The sequence below is a fragment of the Fibrobacter sp. UWP2 genome (genome assembly GCF_900141705.1).
Lineage (GTDB): Bacteria > Fibrobacterota > Fibrobacteria > Fibrobacterales > Fibrobacteraceae > Fibrobacter.
In genome coordinates this window covers 15,289-29,744 of sequence record NZ_FQYM01000006.1, presented here as the reverse complement: position 1 = coordinate 29,744, position 14,456 = coordinate 15,289, and the positions used below count along the sequence as shown (strand labels likewise).

The 14,456-nt window shown below is 55.4% G+C and carries 15 protein-coding genes and 1 tRNA gene; 10 read left to right on the top strand and 6 right to left on the bottom strand.

The annotated features are described in order from the left end of the window. Window positions 1–18: 18 nt before the first annotated feature. Entirely contained in the window at window positions 19–663 is a 645-nt protein-coding gene (locus BUB55_RS04780) for a hypothetical protein (RefSeq protein WP_143152904.1), read from the top strand. Between the two features lie 202 nt (window positions 664–865). Here BUB55_RS04780 and BUB55_RS04775 read toward each other — a convergent pair whose 3' ends face one another. Continuing rightward, window positions 866–1,177, bottom strand: coding sequence for a hypothetical protein (locus BUB55_RS04775; protein WP_073188699.1), 312 nt, complete (start codon window positions 1,175–1,177; stop codon window positions 866–868). Between the two features lie 249 nt (window positions 1,178–1,426). Here BUB55_RS04775 and BUB55_RS04770 point away from each other — a divergent pair, with 249 nt between their 5' ends. Together BUB55_RS04770 and BUB55_RS04765 are read left to right on the top strand one after the other, a co-directional pair. After that, window positions 1,427–2,029: a type IV toxin-antitoxin system AbiEi family antitoxin domain-containing protein gene (locus BUB55_RS04770; protein WP_073188841.1), complete on the top strand. Its 603-nt coding sequence runs from the start codon at window positions 1,427–1,429 to the stop codon at window positions 2,027–2,029. Continuing rightward, window positions 2,026–2,616: a nucleotidyl transferase AbiEii/AbiGii toxin family protein gene (locus BUB55_RS04765; RefSeq protein ID WP_083596881.1), complete on the top strand. Its 591-nt coding sequence runs from the start codon at window positions 2,026–2,028 to the stop codon at window positions 2,614–2,616. The genes BUB55_RS04770 and BUB55_RS04765 overlap by 4 nt, the downstream gene beginning before the upstream one ends. 122 nt (window positions 2,617–2,738) lie before the next feature. Here the strand turns inward: BUB55_RS04765 and BUB55_RS04760 are convergent. Further along, window positions 2,739–2,812, bottom strand: a tRNA-Ile gene (locus BUB55_RS04760). Further along, the gene (locus BUB55_RS04755; protein ID WP_073188697.1) at window positions 2,803–4,233 is read right to left on the bottom strand and encodes a glycogen synthase; all 1,431 of its coding nucleotides are present in this window, start codon (window positions 4,231–4,233) and stop codon (window positions 2,803–2,805) included. Before BUB55_RS04755 ends, BUB55_RS04760 begins: the two co-directional genes overlap by 10 nt. 143 nt (window positions 4,234–4,376) lie before the next feature. Here BUB55_RS04755 and BUB55_RS04750 point away from each other — a divergent pair, with 143 nt between their 5' ends. Continuing rightward, on the top strand, window positions 4,377–5,435 hold the full coding sequence (locus tag BUB55_RS04750) for a hypothetical protein (RefSeq protein ID WP_073188696.1): 1,059 nt from the start codon (window positions 4,377–4,379) through the stop codon (window positions 5,433–5,435). A 50-nt stretch (window positions 5,436–5,485) separates the two neighbouring features. Here BUB55_RS04750 and opgC read toward each other — a convergent pair whose 3' ends face one another. Both opgC and BUB55_RS04740 read right to left on the bottom strand, forming a co-directional pair. Beyond that, the gene (gene opgC / locus BUB55_RS04745; RefSeq protein WP_073188694.1) at window positions 5,486–6,541 is read right to left on the bottom strand and encodes an OpgC domain-containing protein; all 1,056 of its coding nucleotides are present in this window, start codon (window positions 6,539–6,541) and stop codon (window positions 5,486–5,488) included. A 23-nt stretch (window positions 6,542–6,564) separates the two neighbouring features. Continuing rightward, window positions 6,565–7,680 carry a hypothetical protein gene (locus BUB55_RS04740; protein WP_073188692.1) on the bottom strand — a complete coding sequence of 372 codons (1,116 nt, stop codon included), beginning with the start codon at window positions 7,678–7,680 and terminating at the stop codon, window positions 6,565–6,567. A gap of 105 nt (window positions 7,681–7,785) precedes the next feature. Between BUB55_RS04740 and BUB55_RS04735 the strand changes: the two genes are divergently transcribed. Genes BUB55_RS04735 through BUB55_RS04720 form a run of 4 tightly spaced genes read left to right on the top strand, consistent with a single transcriptional unit; the run spans window position 7,786 to window position 12,297 of the window. After that, window positions 7,786–8,424 (top strand): LolA family protein, encoded by a 639-nt coding sequence (locus tag BUB55_RS04735; RefSeq protein ID WP_073188838.1) that lies wholly within the window; start codon window positions 7,786–7,788, stop codon window positions 8,422–8,424. A 2-nt stretch (window positions 8,425–8,426) separates the two neighbouring features. Next, window positions 8,427–10,064: a hypothetical protein gene (locus tag BUB55_RS04730; RefSeq protein ID WP_073188690.1), complete on the top strand. Its 1,638-nt coding sequence runs from the start codon at window positions 8,427–8,429 to the stop codon at window positions 10,062–10,064. Beyond that, window positions 10,064–11,110, top strand: a complete 1,047-nt coding sequence (locus BUB55_RS04725; RefSeq protein WP_073188688.1) for a PorV/PorQ family protein — start codon at window positions 10,064–10,066, stop codon at window positions 11,108–11,110. Before BUB55_RS04730 ends, BUB55_RS04725 begins: the two co-directional genes overlap by 1 nt. Continuing rightward, window positions 11,107–12,297, top strand: a complete 1,191-nt coding sequence (locus BUB55_RS04720; RefSeq protein ID WP_073188686.1) for a DNA replication/repair protein RecF — start codon at window positions 11,107–11,109, stop codon at window positions 12,295–12,297. The genes BUB55_RS04725 and BUB55_RS04720 overlap by 4 nt, the downstream gene beginning before the upstream one ends. Window positions 12,298–12,404: 107 nt before the next feature. Here BUB55_RS04720 and mscL read toward each other — a convergent pair whose 3' ends face one another. Beyond that, window positions 12,405–12,854, bottom strand: coding sequence for a large-conductance mechanosensitive channel protein MscL (gene mscL, locus BUB55_RS04715; RefSeq protein WP_073188684.1), 450 nt, complete (start codon window positions 12,852–12,854; stop codon window positions 12,405–12,407). 83 nt (window positions 12,855–12,937) lie between these two features. Between mscL and BUB55_RS04710 the strand changes: the two genes are divergently transcribed. Together BUB55_RS04710 and coaE are read left to right on the top strand one after the other, a co-directional pair. Further along, window positions 12,938–13,810: a DMT family transporter gene (locus tag BUB55_RS04710; RefSeq protein WP_073188682.1), complete on the top strand. Its 873-nt coding sequence runs from the start codon at window positions 12,938–12,940 to the stop codon at window positions 13,808–13,810. A 22-nt stretch (window positions 13,811–13,832) separates the two neighbouring features. Continuing rightward, window positions 13,833–14,429 carry a dephospho-CoA kinase gene (coaE, locus tag BUB55_RS04705; RefSeq protein WP_073188680.1) on the top strand — a complete coding sequence of 199 codons (597 nt, stop codon included), beginning with the start codon at window positions 13,833–13,835 and terminating at the stop codon, window positions 14,427–14,429. The last annotated feature ends 27 nt before the right edge of the window (window positions 14,430–14,456 follow it).

Genomic DNA, 14,456 nt, shown 5'->3' with positions numbered 1-14,456 from the left:
AGCATGTATGAGAAGTTTGTGAACCTGCTGAATACGTACTGTAATCAAGCGGGTTATCCGATACAGATTGAAAAAACATTGCATGAATTGTCTTTGGATGATGCGAATTCGGTAAATGTTTTTACGTCTGAGTATAAGGATTTGAACTCAATTTCAATGGATTCGATTGCACAAAATGTTGTTGCTAGAATTCATTTTGGTGGCCCGCCTCGGAAAGATGTTGCCCCAGCATCGGTAGATTCGTTTTTGATAGATTCAAATGGTTATTGGTATTTTATTGAGTTTAAAAATCAATATATAAGTAGTAAAAAAGTGAAAGAGGATTGCGTGAAGAAATCTTATGCAAATGTCTTTTGGCTGTTTAAAATTCTTGATGAAATGCAAAGGAAACAACTTTTTTCATTCGACGCTTATAGTTCCTGTACGACAGAAATCTCTCCGTTTGAATTTGTGAAAAAATATTGCAAGTTTATTTTGGTGATAGGGAAAGATAAGGTTGACAATGAGCTGAATAGGATTCGCGAGGCGAAAAAAGCAAAAATGACGATGCCGGACTCTTGTCGCTTTCTTAGAAAATTAGAATCTTACGTGTTTAAATCTGCTGATGTATATAGTGCAGATCAATTCGACAGAGAGTTTGTCAAGAAATTTAGATACTCTTGAGTGAATTGTCTTTGGATCTGCATTGCGTTAGGGGTGGGCGCTGCAGAGTGGTACTCGGATAAACCAAAGTGGTCAAATTCGACCACTTTGGTGGCCGTATTAGTATTGAATGAACTTTTATGCTTATTCGGTGTTGTAAAGTGTACGCGAATGTTCGGGTTGTGGTTGCGCGTCCTAGAGTTCAGTATGTAAGGAATCCTTACTAACTGTAGATGATTGCCGCCCCGACGATATTCTTCGTGGTGATGGCCTCGCCAAACACGAAGTGCGCAAGCAGTAGCCCGAACACCACGCCCGTGCCCTTGAACATGTAGGCCAGGCTCACGTCCATCCGCTTGATAATCTGCTGCCACAGCACCGCGTAGATTCCCAGCACGCCCACCGTGCAGGCGAGGAATGCGATGTACCCCGGCGACAGGAACTCCCGCTGCGACGCAAGTTTCGAGAACACCCCCGACGAGGTGTAGATGAAGAACGTGCCGATCAGGGCGATGTATTTAAGGACTGTGAGCATCTAGCGGGGAATATAGATAATACGCCCTGCCGCAACAGGCGGAAACGGGAAAACGGGCGGGAATGCGGAATATTCAAAAAACTATTCTAGGTATTGACAAATGGCATTGGTGAATTTATATTTGTAGTGCACAAGTGTGCAGAAGTGCCATTTTAGCCCCGCCTTTTCAAGCATGTAAGCGGAGAGAAGAGAAAAATGAACGAACTGAAGGTATTGACATTTGTACTAATATCTTGTATATTTATTAGTATGAATGTCAATAATAAAGAAAAGACACTAATGAACCTTCTCTTGGAAAAGGGCGGGCGGATTACTGCGAAGCAGGCTTCGCTTGCAGGTATCCACAGGATGATCCTGAAACAGCTTTCCGATGTCGGGAAAATCGTAAGGGTTGCGCGCGGAGTGTATCAGTTGGAATCGGCACAAGAGGACGAACTCCTGAATTTGCAGCATCGTTGCCCGACGGGCGTATTCTCGTGCGAAACGGCTTTGTTCTTGCATTCTCTGACAGAACGCGCGCCGTTTATGTGGACCATGACGTTTAAGGGGTTCTACCATTCGCCCTCTCTAGCAAAAAATGGAATTGTGGTAAAGCATTCTTCGAAGAATCTTTATCCTCTTGAAATTGTAGAAGTCAAAACGCCCTTAGGTAACGTTGTGCGTGCCTATTCTGCCGAAAGGACCTTGTGCGAAATCATGACGGCCAAAGTTGCGGCCGATATCCAGACAATAACCTATGCAATTAAAACGTACGCCAGCCGTAAAGAAAAGAATATTCCGAAATTGTTGCAACTCGCAAAGACTTTTCATGTAGAAAAAAAACTCAGGACGTATTTAGAGGTGTTGCTGTGATTACGAATAACGAGATGAAGCTAAAGGCATTACTGAAGGGCCTGTCTGTAAAATTTGGAATCACGCCTCAAGCAACCTTGCAAATGTATTGCCTCGAACGCTTGCTGGACAGAATTGCTGCTTCTAGGTTCCGCAAACTTCCTTTGACTGTAGATCTTACAACTGGAGATACCATCATTCCCCATGAAATAGAATATATGTATAAGTGCGTGTTTGACGATAAGGAGATTCCGGTTTTGGCTTATCCGCTAGAGAATGTTTTTGCGGAAAAACTTGATACAATTGTTTCGAGAGGTGCGGCTAATACACGAACTAGAGATTTCTACGATGTGTATATGCTTTATGCATTGAAGAAAGATGAAATAAACTTCAAAACGCTAAGGATTGCTCTTGAAGCGACTTCTCGCCGGCGGAATACGTTCGAAACTTTGGAAGGATATCCGCAAATCCTAGAATCGATTAAAGTGGATTTGGTTCAAAATGACTTTTGGAAAAGATTTGTTGCCAAGAATCCGTTTGCTAAAGGGATAACGTTGCCGCAGGTTCTTGACTGCGCTAAAGAAATACTGGATTTGACGGGGGTTTGACCGTTAAGCCGCAGATGATGATTGCCGCCCCGACGCAAGTTTCGAGAACACCCCCGAGGTCGTCTTTGTCGGTGCCCCATTTAAAAAAGCAAGCGCCCTCCTTTGCGGAGAGCGCTTTCTCGTGGGACCTCCCGGACTTGAACCGGGAACCAGCGGGTTATGAGTCCGCGGCTCTAACCAATTGAGCTAAAGTCCCAGCTCGCCCAATATTAGCAAATATTTCGAAATCGTGCGGTCCCACTCGTAGTGGAACCCGCTGTAGGCGTTCACCACCGCCTTGTCCCAGTCGGCGACTTCGTTCTGGTACACGTGGAGCGCGTCCTTGAGCCGGCGCAGCATCAGGTGCGGCGCGTTGGCGTCCTCGACCAAAAACGCGTTCGCGTTGCCGGCGGTCTCGGGGGCGTAGTCGTCCAGGCTGCTGGCCACGCCCACGTTGAACCCGGTGAGGGGGAGCGTCCCGCAGGCGAGCGCCTTCAAGATGATGGACGACGAGGGCTCGCGCAGGTTGGCGGCGAACAGCACGTCGGAGCCTGCCAGGGCGCCGCGCAGCGTGGAGATGCTCTCGAAGTTGGGGGTGAGCTCCAGCACCTTCATGGTGTCGGGGTACTGCTTGGAGACGTCGTTAAAGTAGTTCCACTCGGGGTGCTCGGGCGAGAGCCCCACCACAATGAACACGTCGAGCTTGGTGATGTCGGAGAGCACGGTCGCGAGGGTCTCGGAGGTGTTGCCCGCTTCTTCGTCCAGGTGCACGTACAGCACCAGCTTGTTGCCAAAGTTCGAGCCCAGCTTTTTGGCGAGTGTCTCCTTTGCCTTGTGCTTGGCTTCCTTGATGGGGAGCTTGTCCTGGGCGTTAAAGTCCCACACCTGGTAGCTCACGCCGAACTGCACGCCAATGAGCTTGTCGGCGTTGTGGCTCAAAAAGCCGCTGAGGCCGCCGGGCAGGTTGGTGTTGAGCATGGCGTCGCGGTAGCCGGGCGAGGGGAACAGCACCTTGTGGGCGTAGCAAATGCCCGCCTTGAGGAGGCTCACCTTGCCCCAGAACTCGTAGCCATCCATGTTGTAGTCTTCGCGGGGGAGGCCGATGGCGTCAATTTCGCCGGACCCCACGTGGAAGTCGTAGGTGATGTTGTGGATGGTGAAGAAGAACGGGACGTTGCCGAACTCGTTTTGGTACACGGTGTGCGTGAGGGCGCCGGCGAGGGCGCCGCCCCACTCGTGGCCGAGGATGGCGGTGTAGTTGACCTTGGTCTCGATGGCGTAGCTCAGTGCCGCCGAGGCGAGGAAGGCGAAACGGCGGTGGTTGTCGCCGTAGGGGACGCTGTGCGGCGGCCCGTAAACGTGGGGCCTTCCAAAGTAGTCTTCGTTAAAAATGTAGGTGTGCAGGGGGTCCGACTTGGACTTCCAGACCTCGAAGGGCTTGCCCTGCAGGCGCTCGACCCCCTGGAAAATGCACTCGTAGTTCTCGACGTGCATCAGGTGGTCTTTGTAGAAGGGGGAGCAGGTCAAGACGTTAGCACCGGCCCTGCCGAATGCATCCGTCATTCGGTTCACCGCGGTCACCAGCGGGCTGGGGGCTTCCCAGTTGCCGGCTTCAGGGCTGACAACTAAAATATCCATCTAAACACCTTCTCCACTAATAAAATTTTACCTAAAAGGCGAGTAAAGACAAATTTATTTAATTAAATTAGTTTGCGGTAGACTAGGACTCCCGAATGGGCGGGGAAATTGGTCTTTTTTAGAATAAACCATAGAGGACTAAAATGAGAAAACTCTTTATCGCAGCTTTGGCCGTGGGCGTGGCGCTCTCCATGACCGGCTGTAAGGGAACCAACGAGAAGCGCGGTGACGAACATCTTAAAGAAGGCCGTTTCCGCAATGCCATCAACTCTTACCTGGATGCCAAGAAGAAGGGCAGCATGTCTGACGAGTTCTACGACAACTTTACGTTGGCGCTTGTCCGTGCCGCCGAAATGGAAGCCAAGAAGGACCTGAACAGCGAACTTTTGGACAACTACTATGGCAAGGCCAGCGTGAACATGCCCGAAGTCAAAAAAGACGAGGTGGTCGAGGAATACGTGACCAAGCTCGCCACCCTCGGCAAGCAGCAGGCCACCCAGGAGGGCGTGGACTACAACACCGTGATTAACGCGTTTGCCAAGATCGACACCGCCCTCGCTACCGCACAGGCCCGTCACATTGGCGAAGGCACCGTGAAGGCCATCCGTACCGAGGCCGAAAACGCCTACGTTTCCAAGAACCTCGCCGACGCCGTGGGCGAATCCGACCCGGTGGTGAGCGAATACCAGATTATGAAGCTTGCCGAAATGGCTCCCGAGAACGCCGACGTGAAGGCGGCCCTCAACAAGAGCCGCAAGGGCACCCGCGGTTACTTCCTCATCTTTGGCGAACAGATCGGTGAACCGGTCAACCGCCGCATCGACAAGTGGGGCTACGTGATGGCCTTCCCGACCATCAAGATCGCTCCGGGTAGCCTCTCTGGCGAACTCCAGTTCTGGGCCTCGACCGGCAACAACACCGAGCTTGACCCGAGCAAGATCACCCTCGTCTCGACGACTGGCGAATCCGTTGTGGCAAAGGCCTCCGGTGGCTGGTGCGAAGCCGAAGTGCTCGTAGGCAAGAAGGGCGACGAAAAGATCGAAAAGAAGAAGCAGGCCATCAAGGCCGGCACCAAGGGCAAGCTCATGAACGAGTTCCAGTGCTCCCTGAACGTGAGCTTCTCTTACGGCAAGGACTTTGTGCCCGACTACGTGCAGTACAAGGACGAATTCGGCATCGGCAAAAAGTACCTGGGTTACTAATCCGTACTTCCCGAAAAGCTTAAAAAGGCCCGCCTCGCGGGTCTTTTTTTTTATTTAGCCGCGGGTTTGGGCTCCCGCACTCGGGCAAGGCCCCACAGGGCAACACAGGCAAGAACCGGGGCGAGCACGTTCCACGGCCCGTGGTAACGGATGCTCCCGGGCAGCGCCATCCACAGGTAGATGACAAAGTTGTGCGCGGTATAAACGTCCAGGCTGTGCCTGCCCATCACGTTGGTGGGGCGGAAGTCGAGGGCGCTCGGCCAGGTGCGCACAATCCAGCAAACGAGCATCATGAACGCAAAGAAGTTCGCAAAGCGGAGCGCCCCCACGTGCACCTTGCTGGTAAGCAGATCCCCCGGCAAGGCCAGCGGGATGAACTGGTGCGACCACAAGAAGCAGAACACGAGGGCGACCATGACGGTCGGGGTCAGGCGCTCGACGATCTGGGTGGCCTTGCAACCGGGGACGGTCTTGGCGCGAGTCCACCAGGCGGCTACGGCGGCGCCGGTAAAATACACGCACTGCCAGGCGAACGGGTCAAAGTCGCCGTGGGTGAGCCAGCCCGGGAACAGGCTGTTGATGGCGCCGCGCAAGCCGAACTGCGCTGCTCCCCAAATCGCCAAAAAAGGGAGCCACAACGCAAAGACGGTGCGGAGTTTTTTTGCCCGCACAAACCACGGGAACACAAAGGAGCCGATGAACAAAAAGAGCACGTAGAGCGGCAGCACGTCGAGCCACTCGGGTGTGTTCACCAGGGCGAGGCTCCACAGGCTCCCTGTTACGGGGTGCTGGTAGAGCGGGTCAAAAAAGTGCGATATGCGGGGGAGGAGAGTCGCCGCGGCAATGCAGACGATGGCGAGGGTCGCCATGTGGTAGCGCCAGGTTTTAAAGGCCCTCCAGCGCATCCAGCTCTGGTGAGGGTCCTTGCCGCTCTTGCTCGTGGCGGCAAGCATCCCGACGAACCCCGACAAAAAGAAAAAACCTTCGGCCGCACTAAAGAAGCCGAAGCACTGGTAAAGGTAATGCGATATGGGCTTGCCAAAATGGTCCAAGGTCATCTGCAAAAGCAGAAGCCCGCGGATGGAATCTAGTGCCCGAATCCTCACGGGGAACCTTGGTGGGCTGCCCCTTAGAAGTTGGCCTGGGCGCTGATGCCCATGGCGAAGTCGGTGTCGATGTTGTCGCTAAAGTTATAGCCGAACCAGAACACGACCTCGGTCTTCATGGTGGGGTACAGGTAGAAGTTGAGACCGCCAAAGTTGTAGTCGTCGTCGCCCTTGTTGGTGTCCTTGTCGTGGTATTCGTAGGTCACGCCCATGGTCAGCTTTTTGTGGAGGTTGAAGCTGGGTTCAATGGCAAAGAGCAACTGGTCTTCGGTAAAGATCTGCGGCTCGGCGGGTTCGTCCTCGTCGGTGAGGGCGATAAAGTAGGTGAAGCCGAGGTTGAAGAAGGCGTAGTTCATGCTGGGTTCGAGCAAGAAGGAGTGAACGCCCTTGCCCTGGTACGGGTGGAGGCCCCACACGGCGTAAATGCCCCAGTTGAACCGCTCAAAGCTCTTGGAGTAGTCGACCTCGGTACCGAGGGAGTAGGTGTGGCTGCGGCCAATCTCGTCGCCAAACAGCCAGTCGATGCTCGGGGTGAGCACCAAGTGCTCGTCCACGTGGTTCAACAGCGGGAGGCTGTAGGTGCCAAAGAGCGCCATGGTGTGCACGGTGTTCTCGGAAGCGCCCAAGTAGACCTTGCCGCCGCCGTACTTGGCGGTGCCGAACTCGGCGCCAACGCCACGGAGGTTCTGTTCGCGGACAATCACGGCGTAGCGGGAAGGGTCGCGCCAGTAGAAGTAGTTGAAGGCGCCTGCGCTGTAGGTGAGGTCGCCAAAGATGAAGCCCACGTCGTGGGTCACGTCCCAGCGGAACTGCACGCCGTCAAAGTTGAACTCGGTAAAGCGGCCGCCGTCGCCCATGGCGGTGCTGTGGGCGTAGTAGTGGCGGTGCGTCTCGGAGGCGTAGGTGCCGTTGCTGTCCACGTAGGTGCTGTGGGTGTTGCCCATGACCGTCACGGAGACGTTCTCGTCCATGCGGGCGGTCACAGCGAGGTCAATGTCCTGGTTCGCTGCGTTCGTGGGGTCAAAATCACTATCGAAATAGCTGGCGTAGTCGGCGTTGACCGCACCGTGGAGTTCTATCTCGGCGGCAAGGCCAAAAGTGGCCGATGCCAAGGCGATGGGCAAAATCAGTTTGCGCATAAAATCCTTCCAAAAAAGTTTCGAGGCTAAAGATAGAAATATATCGGTTCAAAAACCAAATCCAGTTGCCGTATTTTGTATTTTTGTGCATATTACGGGAGCTTTATGAAGTTGAGCAAGACTTTTATTGTCTGTATGGTTGCGGGCCTTATGTCGTGGTCTGCGGCCTTTGCGTTGACGGCGCAGGAGGCGCTCTCCAAGTCGCAGAACTGGTTCAAGTCGGGCAAGGCTTGGGACCTCTCCTTTAAGTTGCAAGTATTTTATGCGGAATCCCCCGACGTGGCGAGCCAGCAGGGGAGCCTGCTGGTGGCCGACGGCGACCGCTTTAAGCTGGATGTCGCGGGCATCAAGTTCTACAGCGACGGCGAGAGCCTTTGGCAGTACAATGTGGAACAAAAGCAGGTGCTCATCAAGGCGGTCGAGGACCTCTCGAGCTCGCTGCACCCCTCGGAACTATTGTTCAAGTACCTCAACTGCAAGGCGCTGGAGCTGGGCGAGGGCGACTACAACGGCCAAAAGCTGTGGGTGCTCAAGCTGGATCCGTCCAAGTACGCGGGCCAGTTCACCAAGATGGAAGTGTGGCTGAACAAAAAGGACTTTTCTCCGGTGCGCCTGTACACGGTGGACCCGACGGGGAACTCCTCCTGGTACAACATCATCAAGTTGAAGGTGGTCAAAAAGGTGTCGCCCGACGAGTTCAAGTACAAAACGATCCAGGGTGTCGACGAGATCGACATGAGGTAGCGATGTTTTTTAAAAGGTTTAAATCGGCTTTGCCCACAGGCGTGCTTTTGCCGGCTCTTTTGCTGGCGTCGCAAGCGTTTGCGGCGACCGAGACGCTCTTTAGCAACTGGTCCGTTTCGGTGGCGGCCTCGGGTAACGAGGACGCCCTCTGGGTGTTTTCACGCGGGGAAACGGCGAGTGGCGTCACGTTGTTAAAGCTCAAGGCGGGCAACGGCGGCACGGTGCAGGTGACGGACTCCAGGCAGGAGGTGGTCTCGACCGAGGAGACCGCCGTGCAAGATGGACTGTTTAGCGACGAGCTGGCGGAGCACCGCCGCATTCCCTCGGTTTTGGCGGGCGGGCTTGGCCTGGTTTATCCGCAGTACGAGGCGAACGATGATGGCTACTACCTGGTGCCCAAGGGGTTTTTCTCTATTCGCAACCTGAACGGCAACGGCATTTTTGGTTCGCCGCTCGAGTTGCCGGGCGCCGTCGAGGAATTGGAATCGGCCATGGACTATGCGGTGGGCGGCTTTGCCTATGACTCCGCGAATTCCGTGCTGTGGATTGCCCGCGGCGTTTTGGGGCTCGAAAAGTACGACGTCTCGAAGGGCGTGAACTCCCCCAAGGAGACCATCTACCTTTTCAAGACTTCCGAGAAGGCTTTGGAGGCGCTCAAGTCCAGCGCCTCGGTGGACTTCAAAAAGTATACGGCGGTTTTTGACGTGAAGCTGCACCCCGAAACGGGGGAACTGTGGCTCGCAACAGAATCGGGCTTGTGGATCCGTAACGAAGACGGCTCCTTGAAGAGCGCCTCGAAGGCGCTGGAGTCGGCCCGCGTGACGGGCGTGTGGATGGGCGGCAAGCCGCTCCAAGTTGTCGCAGAGACTTCGGCCAAGGTCAAGGAATCCTTGAAGGGCGCGCTGTGGCGCCTGTTTGACGGCAAGTCGAAGGACTTTGCCAAGGTCGACTTTTTGGATACTGCGGGCAAGGCCTTAAAAAAGGACGTTTACGACAACGCCGACTACACAGTGAACGATGTGGCGTTTGTAGGCGCCGAGGCTTTTGTTTGTGTGGGCTCCGTGGGGGCGACGACGGTGAGCGGCTATTTGCGGCTCGACACGCTCGGCGCCCGCGCCTACGAGGGCGATGACGGCAGTGAATGGCTTTACGGCTCGAACATGGGCGTCACGGACCGCGACGTGAACATCACCTCGATGACGGCGTTCCCCATGTCGGGGAAGGTGACCGGCCTGGCGGTGGCGACCTACGGCAACGGCATTTCGGTCTCTGCCGACACGGGCAAGACCTGGACCCCGATTTTGAACCGCGCCAAGCTGAGCGACAACCTGGGGAGCGTTCGCATGGTGCCCTCGGTGATTGTGGCGGGCAGCGAATCGCTAGTTTCGTACAAGGTAAGCAAGGACTCCAAGATTACCATCGAGGTCTTTAGCTACGATATGAAAAAGGTCCGCAAGATTGTGAAGGCGGCTCCGCGTTCTGCCGACGCTTCGCGCAGCACCAACGCCAAAGAGGATGTTTGGGACGGTAAGGACGATTACGGCAGGCCCTGCACCATGGGCGTCTATTATGTTCGCGTCAAGGACAACCACGGCCATGTGGGCTGGGGCAAGGTGATGACGCTGGGAGGGCACAAGTAATGAAAAAGACGAGTGCTTCCCTGTTTTTGCTTTTGATGCTAGCGCTCTCGGGTTTGGCGCAGGCGGGCGTCGTCGATAAAAAGGCGGCCCTGGGCGGCTTTGACGGCTTTGTGGAACGCATGGGCGCGGGCACCCGGGAACTGGGCCGTGGCAACACGGGCTCCGCCGATACGGCGAGCATGCCCGCGGCTTACTGGAACCCTGCCATTCTCGGTTTCCGCCACGATTTTGGCTACACGCTCAACGCCGAAAAGCGTGACCTGGACCGCATGGGCGGATCCCTGGGCCTCGAGAGCCCGGTGGGCAAGCGCATGGGCGTGGGCTTTGCCATGCTCTACCGCGGCGACCTGGACTTTGACGTGATTGACGAGGACGACCAAACGTTGGGCACGGCGACGCCGTACTTTACGATGCTCTACTTGGGGTTCGCCTACAGGGCCACGCGCCGTGACGCCTTTGGCCTTTCGCTCTCCATGAGCTACGACAACATGGATGTTTCGGACTACTACGACGACATTGAACTGGTGGACGGCTATACGAGCCCGGTGACCATCAACCTGAGCTGGCTTCGCCAGTGGAACAAGAACTGGAGCACCTCGGTGGTCGTTCGCAACCTGAGTTTTAGCCACAACCTTTCTGCCCGCTGGAGTAAGAATACCAGCACCGACAACTCGGTAATTTCGACCGAGGGCGTGCGCCCCAAGGTGTTGCAGGTGGGCCTCGGCTACCGCTCCCAGGTGATGGGCAAGCCCGTGTTCGCCTGGATGGAGGCGATTGATTACCAGGTGGCCGATACGCTTTTGGTGTTTGACCCGCAACTTCATGTGTGGACGGGCCGCGTGGGCTTTGAATGCGAAATCATTCCCGATGGGACGGTTCGCATAGGCATGGACGACTTGGACGCGATGCTCGGCCTTGGTTACAAGTTCCGCGTGCGCATCGGCAAAAAGAAATACCTGTTCGACGTGAACTACGCGTTGACCTACGAATCGGGTGCCGACCTGTGGAACCCGCTGAGCTTTGGGGTGCGGGGTTACATTCCGTGATTTCGAAACTCTCCATTGGGTGTGTCCGCAGCTTAGACGGGATTGAATACGAGTTCGAACCCGGGATCAACGTGATATGCGGCCCCAATGGGTGCGGCAAGACAACCGTCTTGGAATCGGTGCACCTGCTGGCACAGGGATTTTCGTTCCGAGCAAAAGACTTGAAGGAAATGGTTTCGTGGAATGCCGGCGAACTGGTTTTGCGCGGGTCCTTTAATTACGATGGGCGCGAAACTGTACGTGCCATGAGCGTGAGGCGCCTGGGCAAAAGCAAGGCCGTTGCCAAGGAGAACGGCGAGGCGGTGCGGTCGCCGGCGGCTTTTTTTGGAACTTGCCCCGCGGTCATTATGCAACCCTCCGACATCGAGCTTTTGCGTGGGGCGCCCGAGGTGCGCAGGCACTGGCTCGACGAGATTCTGTGCTTTAGGTCGGCGGGGAACGGGGAACTGCTCAGGCGTTACCGCCGGGTGCTGCAACAGCGCAACCAGTGGCTGCGGCAGTTCAAGCACGATGGCTATGCGGTGGGCGGCGACGACATGTTCCGTGTGCTCACGGAACAGCTCGTGGAGCTGGGCGCCAAGCTTTGGGTGGCGCGCGTGTCGCTCTCGGGTGAGGTCTCGCAGATTATCACGAACTATTACCGCAAGCTTTCGGGTGGGGTGGACCAGATTACCTGCACCTACAAGAGTTCCATTTTAAAGGCGCTCGATGCGCTGGACCTCGCCGAGTCCATGAGCGACGACGAGATTGATGCCGCCATTGCCGACGCGGCCCCAGAGGTTGCAGAAGAGAGTGACGTCCCGGACGAGGCGACGTTCCGCAAGGCGTTCATCCACAAGCTAAACAGTTTGGAGACCGCCGAGAAGGTGATGGGCATGACGCTTGCGGGCCCGCACCGCGACGACCTGAGCATTTGCGCCTCGGATTACGAGATGCGCTCGGTGGGGTCGCAGGGGCAGTGCCGCTCGGCGGCGGTCGCCATGCGCTTTGCCGCGGTCGACGTGGCGTCGCAGTACGTGAGCAAGCCGGTTCTTTTGCTCGACGATATTTTTGCCGAACTCGATGTCAACCGTCGCGACGCCGTGGCCGCCCTCATCCGCGAAAAAGCCTGCCAGGTGCTGATTGCGACCCCCCAGGCCGAGGAACTGCCTTTTACGGCGGACAAGGCGATAAAAATGAATGTGTAGTGTAGTTCTTCTTTGACAGTGTAAAAAAAAGGCCGCTTGTTAAGGCGGCCTTTTAAATGCTCTTGTCGCTAGAAACTATTAACTAGTAACTAGCCCGTAGGGTGCGACTACTTCTTGAGCAAGTCGCGGATCTCGGTGAGGAGCTTCTCTTCGGCGCTCGGTTCAGGAGGTGCCGGCGGAGCAGGCGGTTCAGCCGTCTTTTCTTCGGCCTTGCGCATGTTCTGCATAAAGCCGAGGAACTTCTTCATCACAATGAACACGACAATCGCGACAATGAGGAAGTCCACAATGCCGCCAATGAAGCTGCCGTACGGGATGGCCACGCCGGCTTCGGTCGTGTAGGCGAGCGCCTTGAGGCCCTCGCCGGCGTCCTTGGCGCCGCCCATGGCGATGAGGGCGGTAACACACGGCATCACGATGTCGTTCACGAAGGAGGTTACGATTTTACCGAATGCACCACCGATGATCACACCGATGGCCATGTCGACGATGTTGCCCTTGAATGCAAAGGCCTTGAATTCTTCCAAAAGGGAAGATGCTTTACCTTTAATGCCCATAGAGGCTCCTTATGTTGATGTTTTAAGTAAAAAATAGCATAGAACGACAAGTTGGCAAGAGGGATTTCTAAATTGTGTGCGCTATGTCATGGTTACTGTTGGCGTTCGGTTCGGCTTTGTTTTTAGGCTTTTACGATTTAGCCAAAAAAAAGTCTGTCCAGAATAACGCCGTCCGCCCCGTTTTGCTGCTCTGCAGCGCGTTTTACTCCCTTTTGATGCTCCCGATACTCCTCACGGGGCGCTGCGAACCGCTCACGCTCCACGACCACCTTTACCTGATGGGCAAGGCGGTGATTGTCGGCGGCAGCTGGCTCTTTACCTACAACGCCATTGCGCACATGCCGCTCAGCATCTCGACGACCATCCGGGCGCTCTCGCCGCTCTTCACCATCATGATTGCGGTGGGTTTTATGGGCGAGAGGCCGTTCGCCATGCAGTGGTTGGGCATTGCCGTTTGCATTGTTTCGTACGTGTGGCTCAGCATGGCGGGTCGCAAGGAGATGGGCCACTTCTTTAGCAACGGCTGGGTCATCTCGATGGTCATCGGGACCATCCTTGCGAGTTGCAGCAGCATTTACGACAAGTTTATTTTGCAACGCATGAACTTCGAGCCTTTGACGGTCCAAGTCTGGTTCGGCATCTACATGATGGCGGTCCAACTCATAACGACCGCGGTCACGTGGCTACCTACACGTAAAAAGACAACGCCGTTCCAGTTTCGGTGGTCCTTTTTGGCGGTGGCGGCGCTTTTGATTATTGCCGACCGCTGCTATTTTTTGGCCGTGAGCCACCAGGATGCCTTGATTTCGGTAATAACGGTGCTCCGCCGTTCTAGCGTGTTTGTGAGCTTTGTTGCGGGAATACTAATTTTCAAGGAGCGGAAGAGCAAACTCAAGTTCCTCGCTCTGTTGGGCATTGTCATTGGACTTTGCTTGATATCGCTGGGGAAGGGTTAACCCTCTTTTGCGGGACTGTGTAATGAAGCGGGTGGGAATCACTGGCACGATAGGTTCTGGGAAGTCCTTTGTCGGGGCGCTGCTGCGGGAGCGCGGTTTTATGGTGATGGACGCCGACCGCGAAGTGCACGAACTCTACCGCGACAACCAGGAACTCCGTTCGGAGCTGGCCGCCGCCTTTGGCGAAGCCTGCCTTGCACTCAATGGCGTGAGCCGCAAGTTCGTGGCCGACCTCGTTTTTAACGATGCCGTTGCCCTCAAAAAGCTCGAGGGAATCGTCTACCCGTACTTGACTCGTTCGGTAGGTAGTTTTTTGAACGGGGGCGTCCCCGAAAACGCGCCCCAAGCCCAACAAGTGCGTTTTGTCGAAGCGGCGCTCCTTTCGCGGACGCCCGGGATTCTCCAAATGCTGGACGAGGTCTGGATTGTGGACGCTCCCGAAAGCACCCGTTTGCGTCGCCTGGTTGCTCGGGGTCTGGAACCAGCCGACGCCCGCCGCCGCATCGAGAACCAGCGAGAAACCTGCAAGGCTGACTTCTTTACAGGCAAAGTTGTCTGCACCTTGACGAATGAGGGCGACGTGGCTTCCCTCCAAAATCAGCTCGACGCGCTCCTCTAAACGAGCCTCTAAGTTTTTTTTGCAAAA